The sequence below is a fragment of the Streptomyces sp. NPDC096013 genome (assembly GCF_044763565.1).
Lineage (GTDB): Bacteria > Actinomycetota > Actinomycetes > Streptomycetales > Streptomycetaceae > Streptomyces.
This window is the reverse complement of the sequence record NZ_JBIWGK010000012.1, coordinates 242450-262050: the sequence shown is the minus strand read 5'-3', so window position 1 is coordinate 262050 and position 19601 is coordinate 242450. Positions and strand designations below refer to the sequence as shown.

Sequence of the window (19601 nt, the reverse complement as noted above, 5' to 3'; positions counted from 1 at the left end):
ACGGAGGAGGACTCCTTGCCCGGATCAACAGCCGACCACCGGCGAAGGCGCTTCCCGGCCGCGTTCCTGGTCGCCCCGTTCCCGATCGCCTCGTTCCTGATCGCCCTGGCGATGGCCCTCGCCGCGTGGGGCACCCCGGCCTTCGCCACGCCCCCGCCGACCGGCACCACCATCGCCGCACACGACTCGGCCCCCGCGGCCGCCGCGTCGCTGCCGTGCGACATCTATGCCGCCGGCGGAACGCCGTGCGTGACGGCCCACGCCACGACCAGGGCGCTCTTCGCGGCGTACGACGGACCGCTGTACCAGATCCAGCGGTCCTCCGATCACGCCTACCGCGACATCGGTCTGCTCGCCCCGGGCGGGTACGCCGACGCCGCCTCCCAGGTGTCGTTCTGCGCCGACACGTCGTGCACGATCACGAAGATCTACGACCAGACCACCCGCCACAACGACCTGCCGATCTCCTGGGGCGGCTACTGGAAGGGACCCGGCCCCAACGGATCCGACGTGGGAGCCGACGCCATGGCCCTGCCGGTAACCGCGGGCGGCCACCAGGTCTTCGGCGTCAAGGTCACCCCCGGTGTCGGTTACCGCATCGACCACGCGAGCGGCGTCGCCACCGGCTCCCAGCCCGAAGGCATCTACATGGTGACCTCGTCGAACTTCACCGACCAGTGGTGCTGCTTCGACTACGGCAGCGGCGAGAACTCCCACACCGACACCGGCAACGCCACCATGAACGCCATCTACTGGGGCAACGCCTGCTGGTTCGGCGGCTGCACCGGCAGCGGCCCATGGGTCGAGGCCGACCTGGAGAACGGCATGTTCCACACCAACCCCGGCTCCAACAAGGACCCGAACAACCAGGGCGTGCACCACCCGTTCGTCAGCGCGTGGCTGAAGAACAACGGCACCAGCAACTTCACCCTCAAGTACGGCGACGGTGCAGGCGGTGGACTGACCACTACCTTCTCCGGCCCCCTTCCCAACGGCTACTCACCGATGAAGGTCGACAGCTCCGTCCTCCTCGGCACCGGCGGCGACAACAGCGTCTCGGGACAGGGCGAGTTCTTCGAGGGCGCGATGACGGCGGGTTACCCCTCCGACGGCACCGAGAACGCCGTGCAGGCCGGCATCACCGCCGCCGGGTACGGGACGTCCGGCGGCGGGGGCGGCACCACCGGCGCGCTGCACGCGGTGGGCGCGGGCAAGTGCCTGGAGGTGCCGGGCAGTTCGACGACACCGGGCACCCAGACGCAGATCCGGGACTGCTCCGGCGGTGCCAACCAGACCTGGTCGCAGACCGCCTCGGGTGAGCTGAGCGTCTCCCTCGGAGGCAGTCGCCTGTGCCTGGACGCCTCCGAGCAGGGCGCCAGCCCCGGCACGAAGGTCATCACCTGGACCTGCAACGGCCAGAGCAACCAGCAGTGGACGCTCCACACCGACGGCACCGTCACCAGCGCCCAGTCCGGGCTCTGCCTGGACGTCTCGGGTGCCGCCACCGCCAACGGAACCCCCGTACAGCTGTGGACCTGCAACGGCCAGTCCAACCAGAAATGGACGCTCAGCTGACCCGGTGAGCCACCGCGCCCGACTCCGGGGCGGCGGCATCCCGCCGCCGCCCCGACTCAGGAGGATCGGATGAGGATGACAGCGAGACCCGGCCTTGCGGCCCTGGTGACCGGCATCGTCCTGACACTCGTGCTGGCGCTGCTGACGACGGCCCCGAGCCGGGCCGCCTCGGGCACGTCGCTGAGCGTCGACCTGGCCGCGACCCGGGGACCGTCCACCGGCGTGGGGGAAGGGTTCCTCTACGGCATCAGCCAGGACGGCACCCAGCCCGTCGACCAGTTCCTCCAGCCGCTGGGCATCAACGCGTTCCGCGGCGGCGGATGGTTCTCCGGCGGCTGGATCAAGGACGGCTACCAGTACGGGCCGGCGACCCGGGCCGACCTCGACTCGATCACCGCGCAGGCCCGGCGGCTCACCCGGCCGCCGTACCACGCGCAGTACCAGGTGCTGGTCAGCGACATCTACGGCGCGAACGGCGGCCAGCCCTCGAACACCAGATACCCGTGCGACAACGGCGACTGCTCCAACTGGATCAGCTTCATCGACGCCACGGTGGGGGCCCTGCAGACGTCGGGGCTCACGTTCGCCTACGACATCTGGAACGAGCCGGACATCTCCGTGTTCTGGACCCGGGGTGTCAACAGCGCCCAGTACTTCCAGATGTGGGACACCGCCTACCGGGAGATCCGGCGCATCGCCCCCGGGGCGCAGATCGTGGGGCCGTCCCTCGCCTTCACCCCGCAGCGCAACCCGGGGGAGTGGCAGACCTGGCTCGCCCACGTGAAAGCAGCCGGCACCGTCCCCGACATGATCAGCAATCACAACGAGGGCGACGTGGACGACCCCGTCACCGTCGCCCAGAGCCTGCGCAACGCCCTCGGCGCGGCGGGCATCGGCCCACTGCCCCTGTCCTCGAACGAGTACCAGCCCGCCGACCGGCAGACCGCCGGGGTGACGGCCTGGTACCTCGCCCGGTTCGCGCAGTCCGGGTACACCAACGCCATGCGCGGCAACTGGGTGTGCTGCACCACCCCGAACCTGACGGGCGTGCTCACCCAGAGCGGGGGCACCTGGCAGCCGACCGGCAACTGGTGGGCGCTGCGGGACTACGCCGACATGACGGGAACCCTCGTCGGCACCTCCGGCCAGGTCGGCTCCACGACCGTAGCCGCCTCCGAGGACTCCGCCGCCGAACGCGCCGTGGCGCTCGTCGGCGACTCCAACGGGTACACCGGCGCCGCGTCCGTGACCTTCGACGGGCTCTCCTCCGTGCCCTGGCTGACGAACGCGGGCAACGTCCATGTCACCGTGCACCGCATCCCCGACCAAGCCCCGCTGAGTGCGCCGCAGACCGTGTACGACCAGAACGTGAGCGCATCCGGTGGCTCGCTCACAGTGCCGCTCACCTTCCAGGGCTCGCACGACGCGTTCGCCGTCTACCTGACCCCGGCCTCCTCCGGCGGCACGGGGTTCCCGGACGGCTACCACCAACTCGTCGTCTCCGACGACAACCTGTGCCTGGACGTCTACGGCAACTCCACCGCCGCGGGCACCGTTTTCGACCAGTGGACCTGCAACGGGCAGGACAACCAACGGTTCCTGTTCGTTGCGGCCTCCGACGGCTACGGCGAACTGCGCGCCCAGCACTCAGGCCAGGACGTGGCGGTCGCGGGTAGTTCCACGTCGGTCGGCACCCCGGACATCGTGCAGCAGGCCCCCGGCCCCGTCGCGAACGCCCTCTGGCTGCCCGTGCGCCAGTCCGACGGCTCGTACACCTTCCAGAACCGCAACAGCGGCCTGTGCCTGGACGTCTACGGCGCCGGCAGCACCCCGGGACAGCAACTGGACCAGTGGCAGTGCAAGAACGCGCCGGGCACCAACCAGGACTTCGTCGTCCGCTGATACCGCACCCGACGCGGACCCCACCGACCTGCGAAAGGAACCCACCGTGTCAGCAATCGGACGGCTGCTGCGGCGCCTGCGCGCCTCGACCGCCGTGCTCACGGGCCTCCTCCTGGCCGTCGGCGGCCTCGTCGGCACCGTCGCCGCCCCGGCCCACGCCGCTACCTCGATCACCATCAACGGGGCCTCCGGCGGACGGACCTTCGACGGCGTCGGCGCGATCAGCGGAGGCGGCGGCAACAGCAGACTCCTGATCGACTACCCCGAGCCCCAGCGCGGCCAGATCCTCGACTACCTCTTCAAGCCCGGCTACGGGGCCTCCCTGCAGATCCTCAAGGCCGAGATCGGCGGGGACACCAACTCCACCTCCGGTGCCGAGCCGAGCCACCAGCACACCCGTTCCGACCTGAACTGCGACCGGGGCTACGAATGGTGGCTCATGGAGCAGGCCAAGGCCCGCAACCCGGGCATCAAGCTCTACGGGCTCGCCTGGGGCGCGCCGGGCTGGATCGGCGGCGGGAACTTCTGGTCCACCGATATGGTCAACTACCTGGTCTCCTGGCTGGGCTGCGCCAAACAGCACGGCCTCGCCATCGACTACCTCGGCGGCTGGAACGAGCGCGGCTACAACGTCTCCTGGTACGAGCAACTGCGCAGCGCGCTCGACTCCAACGGCTACGGCAGCGTCAGGATCGTCGCGGCCGACTCGGACTGGACCGTGGCCAACGACGTCAACTCCAACTCGGCGTTCGCCGCCGCGGTGAGCGTCATCGGCACGCACTACCCCTGCGGTTACCGCTCGTCCCAGGCCAACTGCTCGGTGCCGTCGGCCGCCACGTCCTCCGGCAAGCCCCTGTGGGCCAGCGAGAACGGCTCGGACGACTACAACGGGGGAGCACCCGCCATGGCCCGCGGCATCAACCGCGGATACATCGACGGCCGGATGACCGCGTATCTCAACTGGCCGGTGGTCGCGGCGATCACGCCCAACCTGCCGTATCCCACCATGGGCCTCGCTCTCGCCTCCCAGCCCTGGTCCGGCCACTACGCGATCGGCAAGAACACCTGGGTCATGGCGCACACCAGCCAGTTCACCGCCCCGGGCTGGAAGTACCTCGACTCCTCCAGCGGCTACCTCGGCGGCAACCGGAACAACGGCAGCTACGTTTCGCTGAAGTCCCCGAACGGCTCTGACTACTCCACCGTCATCGAGACGATGGACGCCGGCAGCGCCCAGACCCTGAACTTCACCGTCGCCGGAGGCCTGTCCGGCGGCACCGTCCACGTCTGGTCGACCGACGTGAACTCATCCAACCCGGCCGACTACTTCGTGCACACCACCGACGTCACCCCCTCCGGCGGAGGCTTCAGCCTGACCGTGCAGCCCCATCGCGTCTACACCCTGACCACCACGACCGGGCAGGGCAAGGGCACCGCCAGCGGCCCCGCCCAGGGCGCCATGAGCCTGCCGTACAGCGACACCTTCGACGGTTACGCCACCGGCACCGAGGCGAAGTACCTCATGGACTGGCAGGGCGCCTTCGAGGTGACGGCCTGTGGTGGCGGCCGCAGCGGCAAGTGCGTGCGCCAGATGAGTCCCCAGAAGCCGATCACCTGGGACGCCCTGTCCGATCCGCACGCCCTGCTCGGCGACGTGGGCTGGAGCAACTACACCGTCTCCTCCGACGTGCTGCTCGAACAGCCGGGATACGCCGAGCTGATCGGCCGCGCGAACGGCCAGGACTACAGCAGCACGGGCGGGCTCAACGCCTACCACCTGCGGGTGAGTGACACCGGTGCCTGGTCGATCCTGAACTCGGGCACCAACGGCACCGTCTCCACCCTCGCGCACGGCACCACCACGGCACTGGGCACCAACCGGTGGCACACGCTCGCGCTCAGCTTCTCCGGGACCACCATCAGCGCCGTCGTCGACGGTGCCACGGTCGGCTCCGCCAACGACCGCACCTGGGCCGGCGGACAGGTCGGCTACGCGACCGGCCAGGGCGAGACGGCACAGTTCGACAACCTGTCCCTCACCCCCGGCAGCGGCGGCGGAGGCGGCACGACCGGCCCCATCGTCGGGACCGCCTCCGGCCGGTGCGTGGACGTGCCCAACCAGTCGCAGACCTCCGGAACGCAGGTGGAGCTGTGGGACTGCAACGGCGGCAGCAACCAGCAGTGGACCAGCACACCGGCCGGTGAGATCCGGGTCTACGGCAATGCCTGCCTGGACGCGGCGGGCAGCGCCACCAGCCCCGGCACCAAGGTCGACATCTCCGGGTGCACCGGCGGCAGCAACCAGAAGTGGACGCTCAACGCCGACGGCACGATCACCGGCGCCCAGGCCGGCCTGTGCCTGGACGCCACCGGCGCGGGAACGGCCAACGGCACCCTGCTGGAGCTGTGGACCTGCACCGGGGCCGGCAATCAGAGGTGGTCGCGCGAGTAACCGGTACCGGCCGAGAACGCCACCCTGCCAACGGACCTGGAAGGACCGGCATGACCTCCTCCCCCCGCCCGATCAGCCGGCGCCGCATGCTCGCGGCGAGCGCCGCGGCCACGGCCGTCGGACTGCTGCGGTTCGCACCTCAGGCAGCCGCGACCGACGGCCCCGCGAGCTACACCGCGAGTTGGTCCTCCGTGGACCAGCACCCTCCGTCCCCGGCCTGGTTCAAGGACGCCAAGTTCGGCATCTACTACCACTGGGGCGCCTTCAGCGTCCCCGCCTTCGGCAATGAGTGGTATCCGCGCAACATGTACATCGGCGGCTCCAGCGAGAACCAGCATCACATCGCCACCTACGGGGACCCCTCGGTGTGGCCCTACCACAACTTCATCGACGGCGGCCGCGACAAGGCCGGCACCTTCGTGCAGTTCGCGCCCAGACCGGCCTCCCAGGGCGGCAGTTGGGACCCCGACGCCTGGGCCCGGCTGTTCAGGTCCGCGGGCGCCAGGTTCGCCGGCCCGGTCGCCGAGCACCACGACGGCTTCTCGATGTGGAACAGCCGCGCCAACCCATGGAACTCCGTCCAGCACGGCCCCCGGCTGGACCTGGTCGCCCTGCACGCCCAGGCCATCCGCGCCCAGGGCCTGAAGTTCATGGCCTCCCTCCACCACGCCTACCACTTCAACGGCTACTACGACCACGTGCCGTCCCAGTCCGACCCGGCCTTGCGCATCCTCTACGGACAACAGGGCTCGGCGGCCGAGAACAAGCTCTGGTACGACAAGCTGGTCGAGGTCATCGACGGTTACCAGCCCGACCTGCTCTGGCAGGACTTCGACCTGAACCTGGTGCAGGAGTCCTACCGGCTGCAGTTCCTCGCGCACTACTACAACCAGGCGGTCGCCTGGAACAAGGACGTGGCCGCGACCTACAAGGACGGCCTCGACAACAAGGGCGAGGTCTTCGACTTCGAGCGCGGCGGCCCGGCAGGACTGCTCACGCCTTACTGGCTGACCGACGACAGCATCTCCTCCTCCAGTTGGTGCTACACGGTGGGCATCGGCTACTACTCGACGCAGGCGCTGCTGCACTCCCTGATCGACCGGGTCAGCAAGGGCGGCACCATGCTGCTGAACATCGCCCCCATGGCCGACGGCACCATCCCCTCCGCACAGCAGTCGATCCTGCTCGCCATGGGGGACTGGCTGGGCCGCTTCGGAGAGGCGGTCTACGGCACCCGCTCCTGGTCCAGTTACGGCGAGGGCCCCACCAAGATGGGCGGCGGCTCCTTCAGCGGACCGGTGGCCGGCAAACCGCAGGACGTCCGCTTCACCCGCAGCCAGGACAACAAGGTCCTCTACGCGACCGCGCTGGGCTGGCAGGGCGCCACCATGACCGTCACCACGCTGAACTCCAGCCAGATCAACCTCAGCACCCTGACCGGCGCGCAGCTGCTGAACAACGCCGTCGGCACCTACGTCAACCTGCCCGCACCAACCCAGGACGCCTCCGGCCTGCACCTGACCATGCCCTCGACGAACCCGCCGTTCACCGCCCTGGCGTACACGGTCAAGCTCACCTTCTCCGGTGACATCCCTGTCCTCGGCGCACCGGGCGGTTCCACGACCTGGGTGAAGATCGCCAACGTGACCAGCGGACTGGTGCTCGACAGCGGGGGCAACGTCGCCTCCGGCTCCAACCTCAAGCAGTGGAACTACGACGGCAGCGCCAATCTGCAGTGGCAGTTGATCGACCTCGGGAACGGCTACTACCGGATCATGAACCGCGCCAACGGCATGGCCGCCGACAGCTGGGGCAACGCCGTCAACGGCGCTCCCGCCCGTCAGGAGGCGTGGAACGGCGGCAACAACCAGCAGTGGTCGCTGAACAGCCTCGGCGACAACCGCCACCAGATCGTCAACCGCGGCACCGGCACCGCCCTGGACGGGAGCGGCAGCTCCACGGTGGGCTCGAGCACGGTGATGTGGGCGCCGAACTCCAGTACCAACAACGAGTGGACCATCACCGGAGTGTGAACCGTCGCGCGACCGAAGCCCCTCCCTCGACCACGGAAGAAGGAGCGCGCGTGAAACGCACACCACTCTTAATGACGGGTCTGGGCCGCCCCGCGGTCGCGGTCCAGGCCGTCGCAGGCGTCGATCCCGGTCCCCGGGCCGGCTGTACCCTCATCCGTCTGGTCCGGTCCGCCGAGGGCCGGGTCCGCGTCGACGGCCTCCACGGCACCACCGCCCCTGGTGCGGACGCCCAACACCTCTGCCGTACGGGCCAGTTGGACCTCTCGGTCTCGTGCTCTTCGCCCCATCCGGCCATGAGCGTAAAGGCGTTGCTCGCCGAGCCGCTGAAGATCCACGTCCCACAGCCCGGCCGCCGGGAGGAACACCCCGGCGAACTGCGGGAGTTGGCCGGACCGAAGCCCGGCCACGCCCGGACTCTTCCCGCGTGAGTCCGGGCGGACGACGGTCACCGTCGCCCGCCCGCACCGCGCCCTGGCGTGTCCTGTCGTGCCGGGCGGTCGTCAGCTGCCGGTGCCGGTCCAGTTCGCCGCTACATGGCCGAGCCGGATCCGCTGCGGATGGTCGCCCACCGGCACTGAGAGGACCTTCTGTCCGGTGGCGAAATCGATGGCGGTGATCTGGTCGGCGCCGCTCTCGGAGATGACGCAGTCCTTGCCGTCGCCGCTGACCGTGGCCCAGTAGGGCTTGGAGGCGCTGACCAGCGGGCCCTCCTGGAACGTGGCCCGGTCGACCACCGTCGCGTAGTCGTCCATCGTGCCGGCCACGCACAGCTTGGCCCCGTCCGGGCTCATCGAGAGGCCGTGGTGGCGCGAGTCGTTGACGAACGTGGTGCGGTCGTCGCTGGTCGCCGGGTTCTTCGGGAGGGTCTTCGTCCGGGTGATCTGGTCCGAAGCGAGGTCGTACTCGAAGAAGCCGTTGAAGAACGAGACCTGGAAGTACAGCTTTGACTCGTCCGGCGAGAACACCGCCGGGCGCACGGCGTCCGAGTAGTCGGTGAGTCCGATGGCGTCCAGCCGCTGTCGCATGTCGATGATCTTGACCTGCTTGTAGGTGGTCGCGTCGACAACGGTGATGTGCCGGTCGCCCTTGGTGAAGTCCTGCCACGGGGCGTCCAACGAGGTGTTCACGTCGCCGATCGCCATGTTGTAGATGTACTTGCCGTCCTTGGTGAAGATGTTCTCGTGCGGCTTGTCGCCGGTCTTGAACGACCCGAGCTGCTGACCGGTGACGATGTCCAGGACGTGCACGGTGTTCGCGGTCGACGCCGAGACCGCGACCCTCTTCCCGTCGGGTGAGACGGCCATGTGGTCCGAACGGTAACCGGACACCGGGAAACGCCAGTTGATGTTTCCGGTGGCCAGGTCGATGGAGACGACGTCGGCGAAGCTCGGTCGCGAGACGACCACCGAGGCGCCGTCCGGCGTGGTGTACATGTCGTCCGCGAACTGGTCGTGGCCCTCGCCGACCCCGTTGCGGATGGCCATGAAGTAGATCCACTTGATCGGGTCAGCGTTGATCTCCGCCATCCGGGCGGCCTTGTCGGGGATCACGTTGATCCGGCCGACCTTGGCGAAGTCACCGCTGGACTTGACTACGTCGGCGGTGCCATCCCAGTTGTTGCCGACGAAGAGGACCTCGCGCAGGGCAGCGGCGGTCGAGGCGTCGGCGGTGGTGGAAGCGGCGGTGGCCGCCGTCGCCGGGGCGGCGACGGTCAGGGCGAGGGCGGCGGCTACGGAGCAAAGGTGCCTCGATCTGAAGGCAGGCATGTTGCTCTCTCCTCTGGCTGGCTGAAGGCGTGGGGGCAGGGCGGAAGAGCCGCCCGATTCTGAACACCGTTGCGTTCAGAGTGACTTACTGGAAAGTAAGTTCGAGGTGCCCTACGCCACAAGACTCCGTGCACGACAAAATTGGCGGCGGAGTGGCACGGGCCGACGGGGGAGGGCCAGCGGCGGGTAGCCCCGGGAGCGCCGAGCGGCCGTCACGGCGGCAAGTCGACCGAATAGCGCCAGGCCGAGCGCTGGGGAAGAGTCCTGGACGCGGCGCTGCCGCTGTTCGTCGGCGGGCCCGGCTACCGCGGGATCACGGTCGAGCCCCCCAGCGAGGCGGTCGGTCTGTCGACGCGCCAGTTCTACGAGGAGTTCCGCACCCTGGAGGAGGTCCGGGCGGCGCGCCTCGGCAGATCAACGACTGGGCCGAGGAACCGGTGCCGGCCGATTTCACCGACGCGCGCGGAGCCTGCCGCCGGCCGGGCGCGTCACCACGACCGACGTCGCCACCGACCCGCACCGCATCGGGATCACCTTCGTCTAGATCACGATGGTGCCGACCACTGTCCACCGGCTCTCCACCCTGTCGGTGAGGCCCTGCGCCTGGCCGACGCGGCCCAGGGTTTCGCCCGGGGCGAGCCGAGCTCGGCGTGGCCAAGGAGTTACGGGTGGGCGTCCCGACGGCTGCTCCGCGCGCGGTCTTGTCATGTTCCTGGCCATGGGCCGGAAGTCGTGCTCTGATGTCAACTGCCGCTCTTTGCAACGTTGTACAGAGTGAGTGCGGTGAGCCGCCGCCCTTCCTGAGCCAAGGAGGATTCGTGGGTATGAAGTCCCTCAGCCGGCGCTCCCCTCCGTTCCCTTTCGCGGGATGCGCGGCGGGCGCTGGCGTGAAGGCGGCCGCCGACGATCCGGTCGAGGTTGACTCTGGCCGCGAACTGGCCTTTAGGTCAGTGGTGTTGACGGAGCGCCAAGACCACGACTTGAGGTTCGAAGGCCCTTGCGTTCAACGAGATCTCAATCTCCGCCCGAGGGCTGCGGGGCGCGGCGGCCCGCCGCGCTGCCGCGTGTCGATCGGCCTCCCCGGGAAGCAGGACAACGTTGTCAACCCTGTGAGAGATGAGAATCCGACCGACAGCCTCTGAATCTCCGATGGCACTGATGCGAGCTTGCAAGCCCCTCCGCCGCCCCAGCGACGGGCCACCGGCACGCCAGCGCCCGAAGCCAGATCTCCCCCCCCGCCCGCACCCCCCACAGGAGAAGCCGTATGCCGCTCGCCCGACGCCACTTCCTGCAAACCGGAGGCCTCGCTGTCGGTTCCTTGGCCTTGGGTGCCGCACTCCCGGCAGCGCCGGCCGCCGCCGCCGGCGGCCTCGCCGCAGATACTTTGACTCGGCTACGGCCCGGAAGCATCGCCCCTCGAGGCTGGCTCGCCGGCCAACTGCGCCTGCAACTGGCGGGATTGTGCGGCCAGTACGCCACGCGCTCCCACTTCCTCGACCTCACGACCAGCGGTTGGGCACACCCCGACCGTGACGGTTGGGAAGAACTCCCGTACTGGCTGCGGGGATACGTCCCCCTCGCCATCGCTACCGGTGACGCCGCCGCCCTTGACCAGGCCCGACTCTGGATCGACGCGGTCCTCGCCACGCAGCAGGACGACGGCTTCTTCGGACCGCGGTCACTACGGACCTCCCTGAACGGCGGCCCTGATTTCTGGCCGTTACTGCCGCTGCTCCAGGCGCTGCGTACGTACGAGGAACACACGGGTGATCAGCGGATCGTGCCCTTCCTCGTCCGGTTCCTTCGCTTCATGAACGCCCAGGGGCGGGGCGCGTTCGACACCAGCTGGGTCTCGTTGCGCTGGGGCGACGGAATGGACATTGCTGTGTGGCTGCACCGCCGCACGGGCGAGGCGTTCCTGCTCGATCTCGTCGACAAGATGCACGCGTGGGGTGCCGACTGGACCAGCTCTCTTCCCACGGCGCACAACGTCAACATCGCACAGGGCTTCCGCGAACCGGCGCAGTACGCGCAGCGCTCGGGTTCCGCCGACCTGATCCAGGCCACTTACCGTACGTACGATCAAGTCCTGGGCGGATACGGTCAGTTCCCCGGGGGTGGAATCGCCGGTGACGAGAACATCAGACCAGGCTTCGGAGACCCGCGGCAGGGGTTCGAGACCTGCGGCATCGTCGAGTTCATGGCCAGCCACGAGTTGCTGACCCGCATCACCGGCGACGCCGTATGGGCGGACCGCTGCGAGGAGTTGGCGTTCAACATGCTGCCCGCCGCCTTGGACCCCAACGGCAGGGCCGTCCACTACATCACCAGTGGCAACAGTGTGGACCTGGATAACGTTTCCAAGACCCAGGGCCAGTTCCAGAACGGCTTCGCCATGCAGTCGTACCAGCTCGGCGTCGACCAGTACCGCTGTTGCCCCCACAACTATGGAATGGGATGGCCCTACTTCAGCGAGGAGTTGTGGCTGGCCACCCCGGACGGCGGGCTCGCCGCAGCGATGTACGCGCCGAGCAGTGTTCGCGCAACTGTCGCCTCCGGCACCGAAGTCACGATCACCGAAGACACGGACTACCCCTTCGACGAGACCGTCACCCTGACCCTGTCCGCGCCACAGCCGGTCTCGTTCCCGCTGCTGCTACGAGTGCCGGGCTGGTGCGCAGGTCCTCAACTGCGAGTCAACGGGCAGCCGGTTCCGGCCCAGGACGGACCCGCGTTCGTCCGTGTGGAGCGGACCTGGAAAGACGGCGACCGCGTCACCCTCACCCTCCCGCAGCGCACCGCCGTCCGCACCTGGTCCACCAACCGCGGCGCCGTCAGCGTGACCCGCGGACCGCTGGTCTACGGGCTGCGTATCGGCGAACAGTACGTACGCTACGCGGGCGATGACACCTTCCCCGAGTACGAGGTGCACGCCACGACACCCTGGAACTACGGCCTCGTACCCGACACGACCTTCGCGCTGAGCCGCGCCGATGGTCCGGTCGCGGCGAATCCCTTCACACACGACACCACCCCGCTCACGCTCACCGCCCAGGCGCGCCGTGTCCCGGAGTGGATCGCCGACAACGAACACGTGGTCGCCCCCCTCCAGCAGAGCCCGGCGCGGGCAACCGGGGCCGTGGAGCACGTCACGCTCGTCCCGATGGGCGCGGCCCGGCTGCGGATCACGTCGTTCCCGACAGCATCTCCGGACGGCAACGCGTGGCTCCCGGAGCCGCCGTACCGGCGCATCCTCAACAAGAACAGCGGGAAGGTGCTGGCCGTTGACGGCATGTCAACGGCGAACAGCGCGAGGGTCGTGCAGTTCGACAACACCGGTACCGGGGACCACGCGTGGCAACTCGTCGACAAGGGCGACGGCTGGTACTTGGTGCGCAACGGCCAGAGCGGCAAGGTCCTGGGTGTCGACGGAATGTCGACCCAGAACAGCGCACACGTCGTCCAGTACGAGGACAACGGGACCGACGACCACCTGTGGAGTCTGATCGACAAGGGCGACGGGTGGTTCCTGGTGCGCAACCGGCACAGCGGAAAGGTTCTGGGTGTCGACGGGATGTCCACTCAGAACAGCGCACAGGTGGTGCAGTTCGACGACAACGGGACTGACGACCACCTGTGGCGGCTGGCGTGAGCGGATGACGGATCACCCTTCCAGGGCGTACCGGAGCTGCTGGTCACGGTGACGCCCGGGTGCAGCGACGGACGCCCGACTCCGACTTAACGAAAACCACCCTCATTCGAACCATTCGAACCATTCGAACCATTCGACAAAGGAGACGGTTTGTCATGTATGCATCGCTTTGGCGCTTGATCGGCTGGACGGACCCAAGGCGAGGTCCCCGCGTGCCCCGGAGGGCGGCGAGATGCCTGGCCGCGGCAGCCGCCACTCTCGGGCTAGTCCTCGCGTTCGTCGTCGGCCTTCCCACGACGTCGCAGGCGGCGGGCTCACTGCCGTGCGACATCTACGGAGCCGCCGGCACCCCCTGCGTCGCCGCGCACAGCACCACACGCGCCCTGCTGTCGTCGTACAACGGCCCGCTCTACCAGGTCACCCGTGCCTCCGACGGAGGCACGGCGGACATCGGCATGCTGGCCCAGGGCGGCTACGCCGACGCAGGCCGGCAGGACACCTTCTGCCAGAACACGACCTGCCGCATCTCCAAGGTCTACGACCAGACGTCACGGCACAACGACCTCACCCCCGGCCCGGCAGGCACCGCGGGTGGCGTGGACCGTGGCGCTGACGCCGGCGAGATCGCGGTGACCGCGGGCGGGCACAAGGTGTACGGCATCTGGATCTCACCGGGCGTGGGCTACCGCTACACCGGTGTGGCCTCTGGTATCGCGGTCAACGGCCAGCCGGAGGGCGCCTACATGGTGGCCAGCGGCACGCACGTGGGCTCCGACTGCTGCTTCGACTACGGAAACGCGGAGAGCACACCGGCCGACACCGGCAACGGTCACATGGATGCCGTGAGCATCGCGACGACGTGCTACTTCGCGCCGTGCACCGGCTCGGGGCCCTGGGTCGAGGCCGACATGGAGAACGGCATGTTCCAGGGGAACAACGGCTCCAACACCGCCAACCTGGGCAACAACAGCGCCTACGTGACGGCCGTCCTGAAGAACAACGGCCAGACCAGATACGCGCTCAAGGGCGGCAACTCGCAATCCGGCGCGCTGTCGACCTGGTGGGACGGAGCCCTGCCCACCCGTGGCGGGTACCAGCCCATGCAGCAGGAAGGTGGCATCATCCTGGGCATCGGCGGCGACAACAGCAACCGCAACCGTGGCACCTTCTTCGAGGGAGTCATGGTCGCCGGCTATCCGACGGACGCCGCCGAGAACGCCGTACAGGCCAACATCGTCTCCGTCGGCTACTCCGGCGAGACGGACGTGCCCAACGGCCCCCAGGGGACGATCACCGGACCCGGCGGCAAGTGCGTCGACACCGCAGCGGACGACACCGGTGGCAACGGCACCGCCGTACAGCTCTGGGACTGCCAGACCTACGCCGAGGACCAGCACTGGCAGCACAACGCCGACGGCTCCCTCAGCACCATCGGCAGGTGCCTTGACATCGTTGGAAATGGCACGGCCAACGGGGCGAAGGTCGAGCTGTGGGACTGCAATGGTGTGGGTGGTCAGAGGTGGGTCCAGCAGGCGGACGGGTCGCTGCTCAATCCGCAGTCGGGTCGCTGCCTGGACTCGCCGAGCGGTGCGACGGCCAACGGGACGCGGCTTCAGATCTGGGACTGCAACGGCTCCGCCGCGCAGAAGTTCGCGGTGAACGGCGGCGCCCCGGCGATCGGTCCCGGCGGCAAATGCGTCGACGTCGACGCCGACGACACCGGTGGTAACGGCGCGGCCGTACAGCTCTGGGACTGCCAGTCCTGGGCGGTCGACCAGCACTGGTACCACCGCTCCGACAGCTCGCTGTCGACGCTCGGCAGGTGCCTTGACATCGTTGGAAATGGCACGGCCAACGGGACGAAGGTCGAGCTGTGGGACTGCAACGGTGTGGGTGGTCAGAAGTGGGTCCAGCAGGCGGACGGGTCGCTGCTCAATCCGCAGTCGGGTCGCTGCCTGGACTCGCCGAGCGGCGCCACGGCCAACGGGACGCGGCTTCAGATCTGGGACTGCAACGGCGCCGCCGCCCAGAAGTTCACACTGGACTGAGCAGGCGAGGCTGTCAGGAGTGGAGGGGCTCGAAGGTCCTGCATCCGATCAGTGGTTCATGATCCCAGCGACGTACAGTGCCTTCGCTCTGGACCGGAGTTGTTGGCTCTCGACTGGATGGGAGGCCATCGCGGCAGGGGGCTAGGACCACGACAATCCACGGTGCTCCAACGATCGCTGTCGACGCCGACCGCGAGCATGGGCACACGTCAGTCGCCTACGAGGGCTCCAGGCACCGATCGGCGGCGGACCTTGTGCCGATGCCGCCGGTCGGCGTCGACCTCCAAACCGTCCAACGCGCGGCCGGGACAAGGGCCGACTTCGGGTTCCCCTCCTCTTCTCCTCTTCGGGCAGGAGCCATACCGGCTCACCGGCTTCACCAACCCCCGCCGCAGTCGACTGCTCAGCATCCAGCAGAACCATCAGCTGACGGGACAACGTCCATGCCGCCGAGGCCGCTTCTCGGCGCTGATGGCCTCGGGGATTGGTAACGGGCTGGGTGATGGTCAAAAGCGAGGAGCTGTCTATCTATGTTCGGTGTCCGGGGCGGCGGGTTCGAGGTACCGGGCCGACCACATGCCCTCCGCCCAGCCATGCACCGTGGTCAGCACAGCGCCAACTCGCTGCCCAGCCGCACGAGTTCGGCCATGACGAATAGCCGCTCTCCCGCATCCGTACGGGCGGGAAGTCGTCGAGCAAGGTCCGGCAGCGCGTACCGGACGTCTTCGAGCGCTGTGTCGCTGACGGGGGAGGGGCTGCGGCCGCGAGGCGTTTTGAGCTCCGCCGATCGGTTCGGCGCGGGCGAGCCGAGTTGAGCGATAGGGAAGGAGTTACGGGTCGGCATTCGGTCGGTGGACCTCGGCCCCGGACCTGATACGCAGGCGGTCCTCGGGCGCTGCGTGTGGCGGGTTCGTTGATCTCACACCACCCGGAAAGCCCCGGACGGCTCCCCACCTGACGGAACGCTCTCTCAGGCGTTTGGAGACGAGGTCACCGAGGCCAGATGCGATGCTGCGGGCCGCGTTGCCCATATTGAGCTGGCAAGTTCGACCGGTTCGGTGCGAGGAGTCGGAGGGAAGGCGGGGCAGCGCCAGCGCGCTTCCTGCCGCGCCGTCGGCGCGTAGCTGCGACTTACCTCAGCGCCTCACTGCTGCTATGAACGTGGCGACGGCCAAGAGGAGCAAACCGCCAATCAGGAGGTCAACGGCGATCTGCAGTTGCTGAAACTTGCGGCGGACGATCCGCGAGAGGAAGAGGACACGCTCTGGGCTCCGATCCGTCCTCATATGAGCCATGATGGTCTCGCGGTCCAAATCGGCCCATAGTTCCCATCCTTCTCCGGCCCGGCCAGCTAAGGCTGGCCTGATGGAGAGAAGCAAGATCAGTATGGATGCCGCCAAAACGGCGAGCCCGAACGTCCCTGGCAGGCATACCTCCCAACCCAGGTCTTCGCTACGAGTGATTGTCGCGACCAGGGCCAAGATCCCCCCGTCGATTGCGATGAGGAGGCTGGCCTTCGTGTCATGCCGCATGAGTTCCCGACCCAGCATGTTGTCGGCCATGCTCAGGTTTTGATCAGTGCGGTCTGGTGGCTGTTGCGACATCCGGCCCCTCCATGGCCTTGAAGCAGCTGAGGTGTGCTTTACGACGACTGCGCTCCACCCCGCTTCTCGCCGTGGCGCGTCGACTACGCAGTCAAGATCCGCCTCCAGACGCACTCAGCGGAGACCACGGCAAGCCGACTCTCGTGAGATCGAGAGGCATACGCTTCTCTTTGTCACGAAGGCAGCAGGATCAGGCACTCACCCGTCCGAGGGGAGCGCCCAGCGCCCCCACTGGCCCGAGCGGGCGGCGGCAGCACGCCTACCCCCGACGCGTGCTGCCGCCTGCTCATGGACCGTCATGCACGGTGCTTCAGCACGCGCTAACGGTGTACTGACCGCTCACGAGGTTGGCGTTGATATATCCCGAGCCGGAGCCGTAGTAGACGGCGAACCAGCGGTTGGTCCCGTTGGACCACGCGCCATCGGCCCAGCAGATCAGGACCACGCCCCCGGACACATACCCTCGGTAGCCGTTCTTCCACTGGTCCGAGTACACGGACGCACCGCTGGTTGAGGCGCCACTGGCCTGAGCGGGCGAGGCAAGGGCCACCCCTGTACCACTCAAGGCGGCGATGGCTGCGGCAGCTGCCACAGCCCGACGGACGCGCGGGAGCTTCAGCATGTTGACCTCTGTTCCTCTGGGCGGGCTCATCGTGTAGTTCCTTTTGTAGGCGGGCCGACCGCCTACTGGCCGCCGTGTCCCACGCCTCCGACGCCCGTGCAACGGCGATTGCGGTCGCTTCTTTTCTCTGCTAGAGCGCATTCTTCGGGTCTCGTCGTGATGCCCGGCGTGTCCGCCGTGTCCAGAATCGCTCTCGCCGCCACGGGGGCAGCAGGTCCAAAGTGGAGTGACTTTGGGTAGGCACAGCTGGGGGCGAACATGACGCATACGGTCTCGGCCGTGCCTGCGGCCATCGGCTGGACACCATGGCAGGTACGGGCCGGCTGGCTGTTGCGGTCCCACCGGCTGTGCCATGCCGATCCCGCGTTGCGGCGGCTGGCGGGCTTTGCCCACGCCTATTGCGAGGACCGTCGGCACGCTACCGGTATCTCTCCCAGTTCCCTGTCGCGCTGGGAGAACGGCTTGGTCCCGGTGCCGGCCTCAGCTGTCCGCCGCTACGAGGATGTGCTCGGTCTGAGCGCCTGCCACCTGCTGGCGCCGATCCAGACCATAGCCCGCCACGAGGGAGGTATGACGGCGGCGGCGTTCTTGCGCTCGGACCGAAGCAACAACCCATCCCCGAACCCCGGGCCTCGCGTGGAGGACCTGCTCGCCCGGATCCTGGACGGAGGAGTCCTCACCGGCAACGACTGGGATGACCTGACCCGATGGGCTGCCTACGAAGGCGGACAGATCTTTCCGGGCCGCGTCCGTCACGCGGTCGTGCATCGGCTGCTTGAGGAGACCGTGGTAGCGGGCGGCGCCGCCTGGATGCGCCGCTTCGAAGCCCTCAACAGGCTGCTGGCCGATCCGCTGTGGGGACCCGAGGCCATCGCCGTGTGCGCAGCCGTCGCGCAGCAACCCGAACACGTCGGGCTGATCGAGACGGTGTGCGCGCTGGACGGCAGCCCGCATCCAGACGCCGGCCGGGCCGTACTGAGTCAACTCACAGACCCCACGACCGCCGACACCCGCTACGGAGCCCTGCTCGCCGCCGCGCGCAAGACCCGCAAGCACCACTTCACCACCGAGCAGACACAGACCCTGGTGGACGTGGTGGACGGTATCCTGGCCGGCCCGCACCTCTCCCTGCCGCCTGCCGCAGTAGAAGCCGCAGCGGTACTCCTGCACCGATTGCCGCTGTCCGCCGCTCACCGCGCGCGCCTCACCACTTCGGTATCCAACCGCGGCTCAACCCTCAACGCCATCGTGACGCACGGCTCGCTGACCGACCCGGACACCGCGGTGACCTCCGTCTCCCGCGTTCTGGGCCGCCTCGACGACCCAGGACCTGGACCGGCAGCAACCATCCTGGGCACTCTGATCGACGATCTCCTCCACCACCCGGTGGCCGACGTCCGGCTGTACACGGCGATGATGCTGCGCGCCAGCCCCTACGAATCTCAGATCGCCTCCGCGCTGGCCGCCGACCTGCGCCGGGTCGGGGTCCTGCGCACCGGAGACCGCGCCATCCCGATACTGTACGCACTGCGCGTTCTTGGAGGACCCGACCAGCGCGCCGTCGTCGAGGGCCTCACTCTCGCACGGGGTGTTCCCCGGGCGGTCGCGCTGGCGGCCGTCCACGCACTGGGACACATCGGGGGCCGCAGCCCGGAAACCTACTGGCGTGCCGTGTTCCACCAGCACGTCCACGCCGCGCACGGCACAACCGACCAGCGCGAGGTGCTCAAGCGCCTCGTATATGCCTTCGCCATGGGTGACGAACTTGAGCTCCTCACCCGCCTGATGGCCGAGCCCCAGACTCGGGGCACGCCGACCCGAGCCCTTTCGGGCTGGTGGACCAACTTGGAACATCACGTCCGCGACAGCGCCCAGCGGTGAACTGCGGCGTCGGCCCGGACGCCTCAAGCCGCTGGAACCCCCGGCGATCAGTCGGAGTGAAGCTCG

The 19601-nt window shown here is 68.4% G+C and carries 11 protein-coding genes and 1 pseudogene; 9 read left to right on the top strand and 3 right to left on the bottom strand.

Annotated features, from left to right (window positions below; genetic code table 11):
* Window positions 1–15: 15 nt before the first annotated feature.
* The 5 genes from ACIRB1_RS34230 (at window position 16) to ACIRB1_RS34210 (ending at window position 8390) form a co-directional block, all read left to right on the top strand.
* Window positions 16–1575, top strand: a complete 1560-nt coding sequence (locus tag ACIRB1_RS34230; RefSeq protein ID WP_403468147.1) for an arabinofuranosidase catalytic domain-containing protein — start codon at window positions 16–18, stop codon at window positions 1573–1575.
* Between the two features lie 69 nt (window positions 1576–1644).
* Window positions 1645–3477: an RICIN domain-containing protein gene (locus ACIRB1_RS34225; RefSeq protein WP_403468146.1), complete on the top strand. Its 1833-nt coding sequence runs from the start codon at window positions 1645–1647 to the stop codon at window positions 3475–3477.
* Between the two features lie 46 nt (window positions 3478–3523).
* Window positions 3524–5929 (top strand): ricin-type beta-trefoil lectin domain protein, encoded by a 2406-nt coding sequence (locus ACIRB1_RS34220; RefSeq protein ID WP_403468145.1) that lies wholly within the window; start codon window positions 3524–3526, stop codon window positions 5927–5929.
* A gap of 50 nt (window positions 5930–5979) precedes the next feature.
* Window positions 5980–7962 carry an alpha-L-fucosidase gene (locus ACIRB1_RS34215; protein WP_403468144.1) on the top strand — a complete coding sequence of 661 codons (1983 nt, stop codon included), beginning with the start codon at window positions 5980–5982 and terminating at the stop codon, window positions 7960–7962.
* A 71-nt stretch (window positions 7963–8033) separates the two neighbouring features.
* Window positions 8034–8390, top strand: coding sequence for a hypothetical protein (locus ACIRB1_RS34210; RefSeq protein ID WP_403468143.1), 357 nt, complete (start codon window positions 8034–8036; stop codon window positions 8388–8390).
* Window positions 8391–8462: 72 nt separating this feature from the next.
* On the opposite strand, the gene ACIRB1_RS34205 is transcribed toward ACIRB1_RS34210, so the two are convergent.
* Window positions 8463–9728, bottom strand: coding sequence for a YncE family protein (locus ACIRB1_RS34205; protein WP_403468142.1), 1266 nt, complete (start codon window positions 9726–9728; stop codon window positions 8463–8465).
* Between the two features lie 141 nt (window positions 9729–9869).
* Here ACIRB1_RS34205 and ACIRB1_RS34200 point away from each other — a divergent pair.
* The 3 genes and pseudogenes from ACIRB1_RS34200 to ACIRB1_RS34190 all read left to right on the top strand — a co-directional run.
* Window positions 9870–10269: pseudogene (locus tag ACIRB1_RS34200) on the top strand (hypothetical protein); the annotation flags it as partial.
* Window positions 10270–10992: 723 nt separating this feature from the next.
* Entirely contained in the window at window positions 10993–13380 is a 2388-nt protein-coding gene (locus ACIRB1_RS34195) for an RICIN domain-containing protein (protein ID WP_403468141.1), read from the top strand.
* Between the two features lie 212 nt (window positions 13381–13592).
* On the top strand, window positions 13593–15428 hold the full coding sequence (locus ACIRB1_RS34190) for an arabinofuranosidase catalytic domain-containing protein (protein ID WP_403468140.1): 1836 nt from the start codon (window positions 13593–13595) through the stop codon (window positions 15426–15428).
* A gap of 1136 nt (window positions 15429–16564) precedes the next feature.
* Here the strand turns inward: ACIRB1_RS34190 and ACIRB1_RS34185 are convergent.
* Together ACIRB1_RS34185 and ACIRB1_RS34180 are read right to left on the bottom strand one after the other, a co-directional pair.
* A complete protein-coding gene (locus ACIRB1_RS34185) occupies window positions 16565–16990 on the bottom strand; it encodes a Pycsar system effector family protein (RefSeq protein WP_403468139.1) in 426 nt (141 codons plus the stop codon).
* Between the two features lie 352 nt (window positions 16991–17342).
* Window positions 17343–17528, bottom strand: coding sequence for a hypothetical protein (locus tag ACIRB1_RS34180; protein ID WP_403468138.1), 186 nt, complete (start codon window positions 17526–17528; stop codon window positions 17343–17345).
* A gap of 405 nt (window positions 17529–17933) precedes the next feature.
* On the opposite strand from ACIRB1_RS34180, the gene ACIRB1_RS34175 reads away from it, so the two are divergent.
* On the top strand, window positions 17934–19535 hold the full coding sequence (locus tag ACIRB1_RS34175; protein WP_403468137.1) for a helix-turn-helix domain-containing protein: 1602 nt from the start codon (window positions 17934–17936) through the stop codon (window positions 19533–19535).
* Window positions 19536–19601 lie beyond the last annotated feature (66 nt).

Excerpts from the sequence above, each read along its gene's own strand:
- ACIRB1_RS34225 (WP_403468146.1), top strand. The coding sequence starts at position 1,645 with ATGAGGATGACAGCGAGACCCGGCCTTGCGGCCCTGGTGACCGGCATC.
- ACIRB1_RS34215 (WP_403468144.1), top strand. The coding sequence starts at position 5,980 with ATGACCTCCTCCCCCCGCCCGATCAGCCGGCGCCGCATGCTCGCGGCG.
- ACIRB1_RS34210 (WP_403468143.1), top strand. The coding sequence starts at position 8,034 with ATGACGGGTCTGGGCCGCCCCGCGGTCGCGGTCCAGGCCGTCGCAGGC.
- ACIRB1_RS34205 (WP_403468142.1), bottom strand. The coding sequence starts at position 9,728 with ATGCCTGCCTTCAGATCGAGGCACCTTTGCTCCGTAGCCGCCGCCCTC.
- ACIRB1_RS34195 (WP_403468141.1), top strand. The coding sequence starts at position 10,993 with ATGCCGCTCGCCCGACGCCACTTCCTGCAAACCGGAGGCCTCGCTGTC.
- ACIRB1_RS34185 (WP_403468139.1), bottom strand. The coding sequence starts at position 16,990 with ATGGCCGACAACATGCTGGGTCGGGAACTCATGCGGCATGACACGAAG.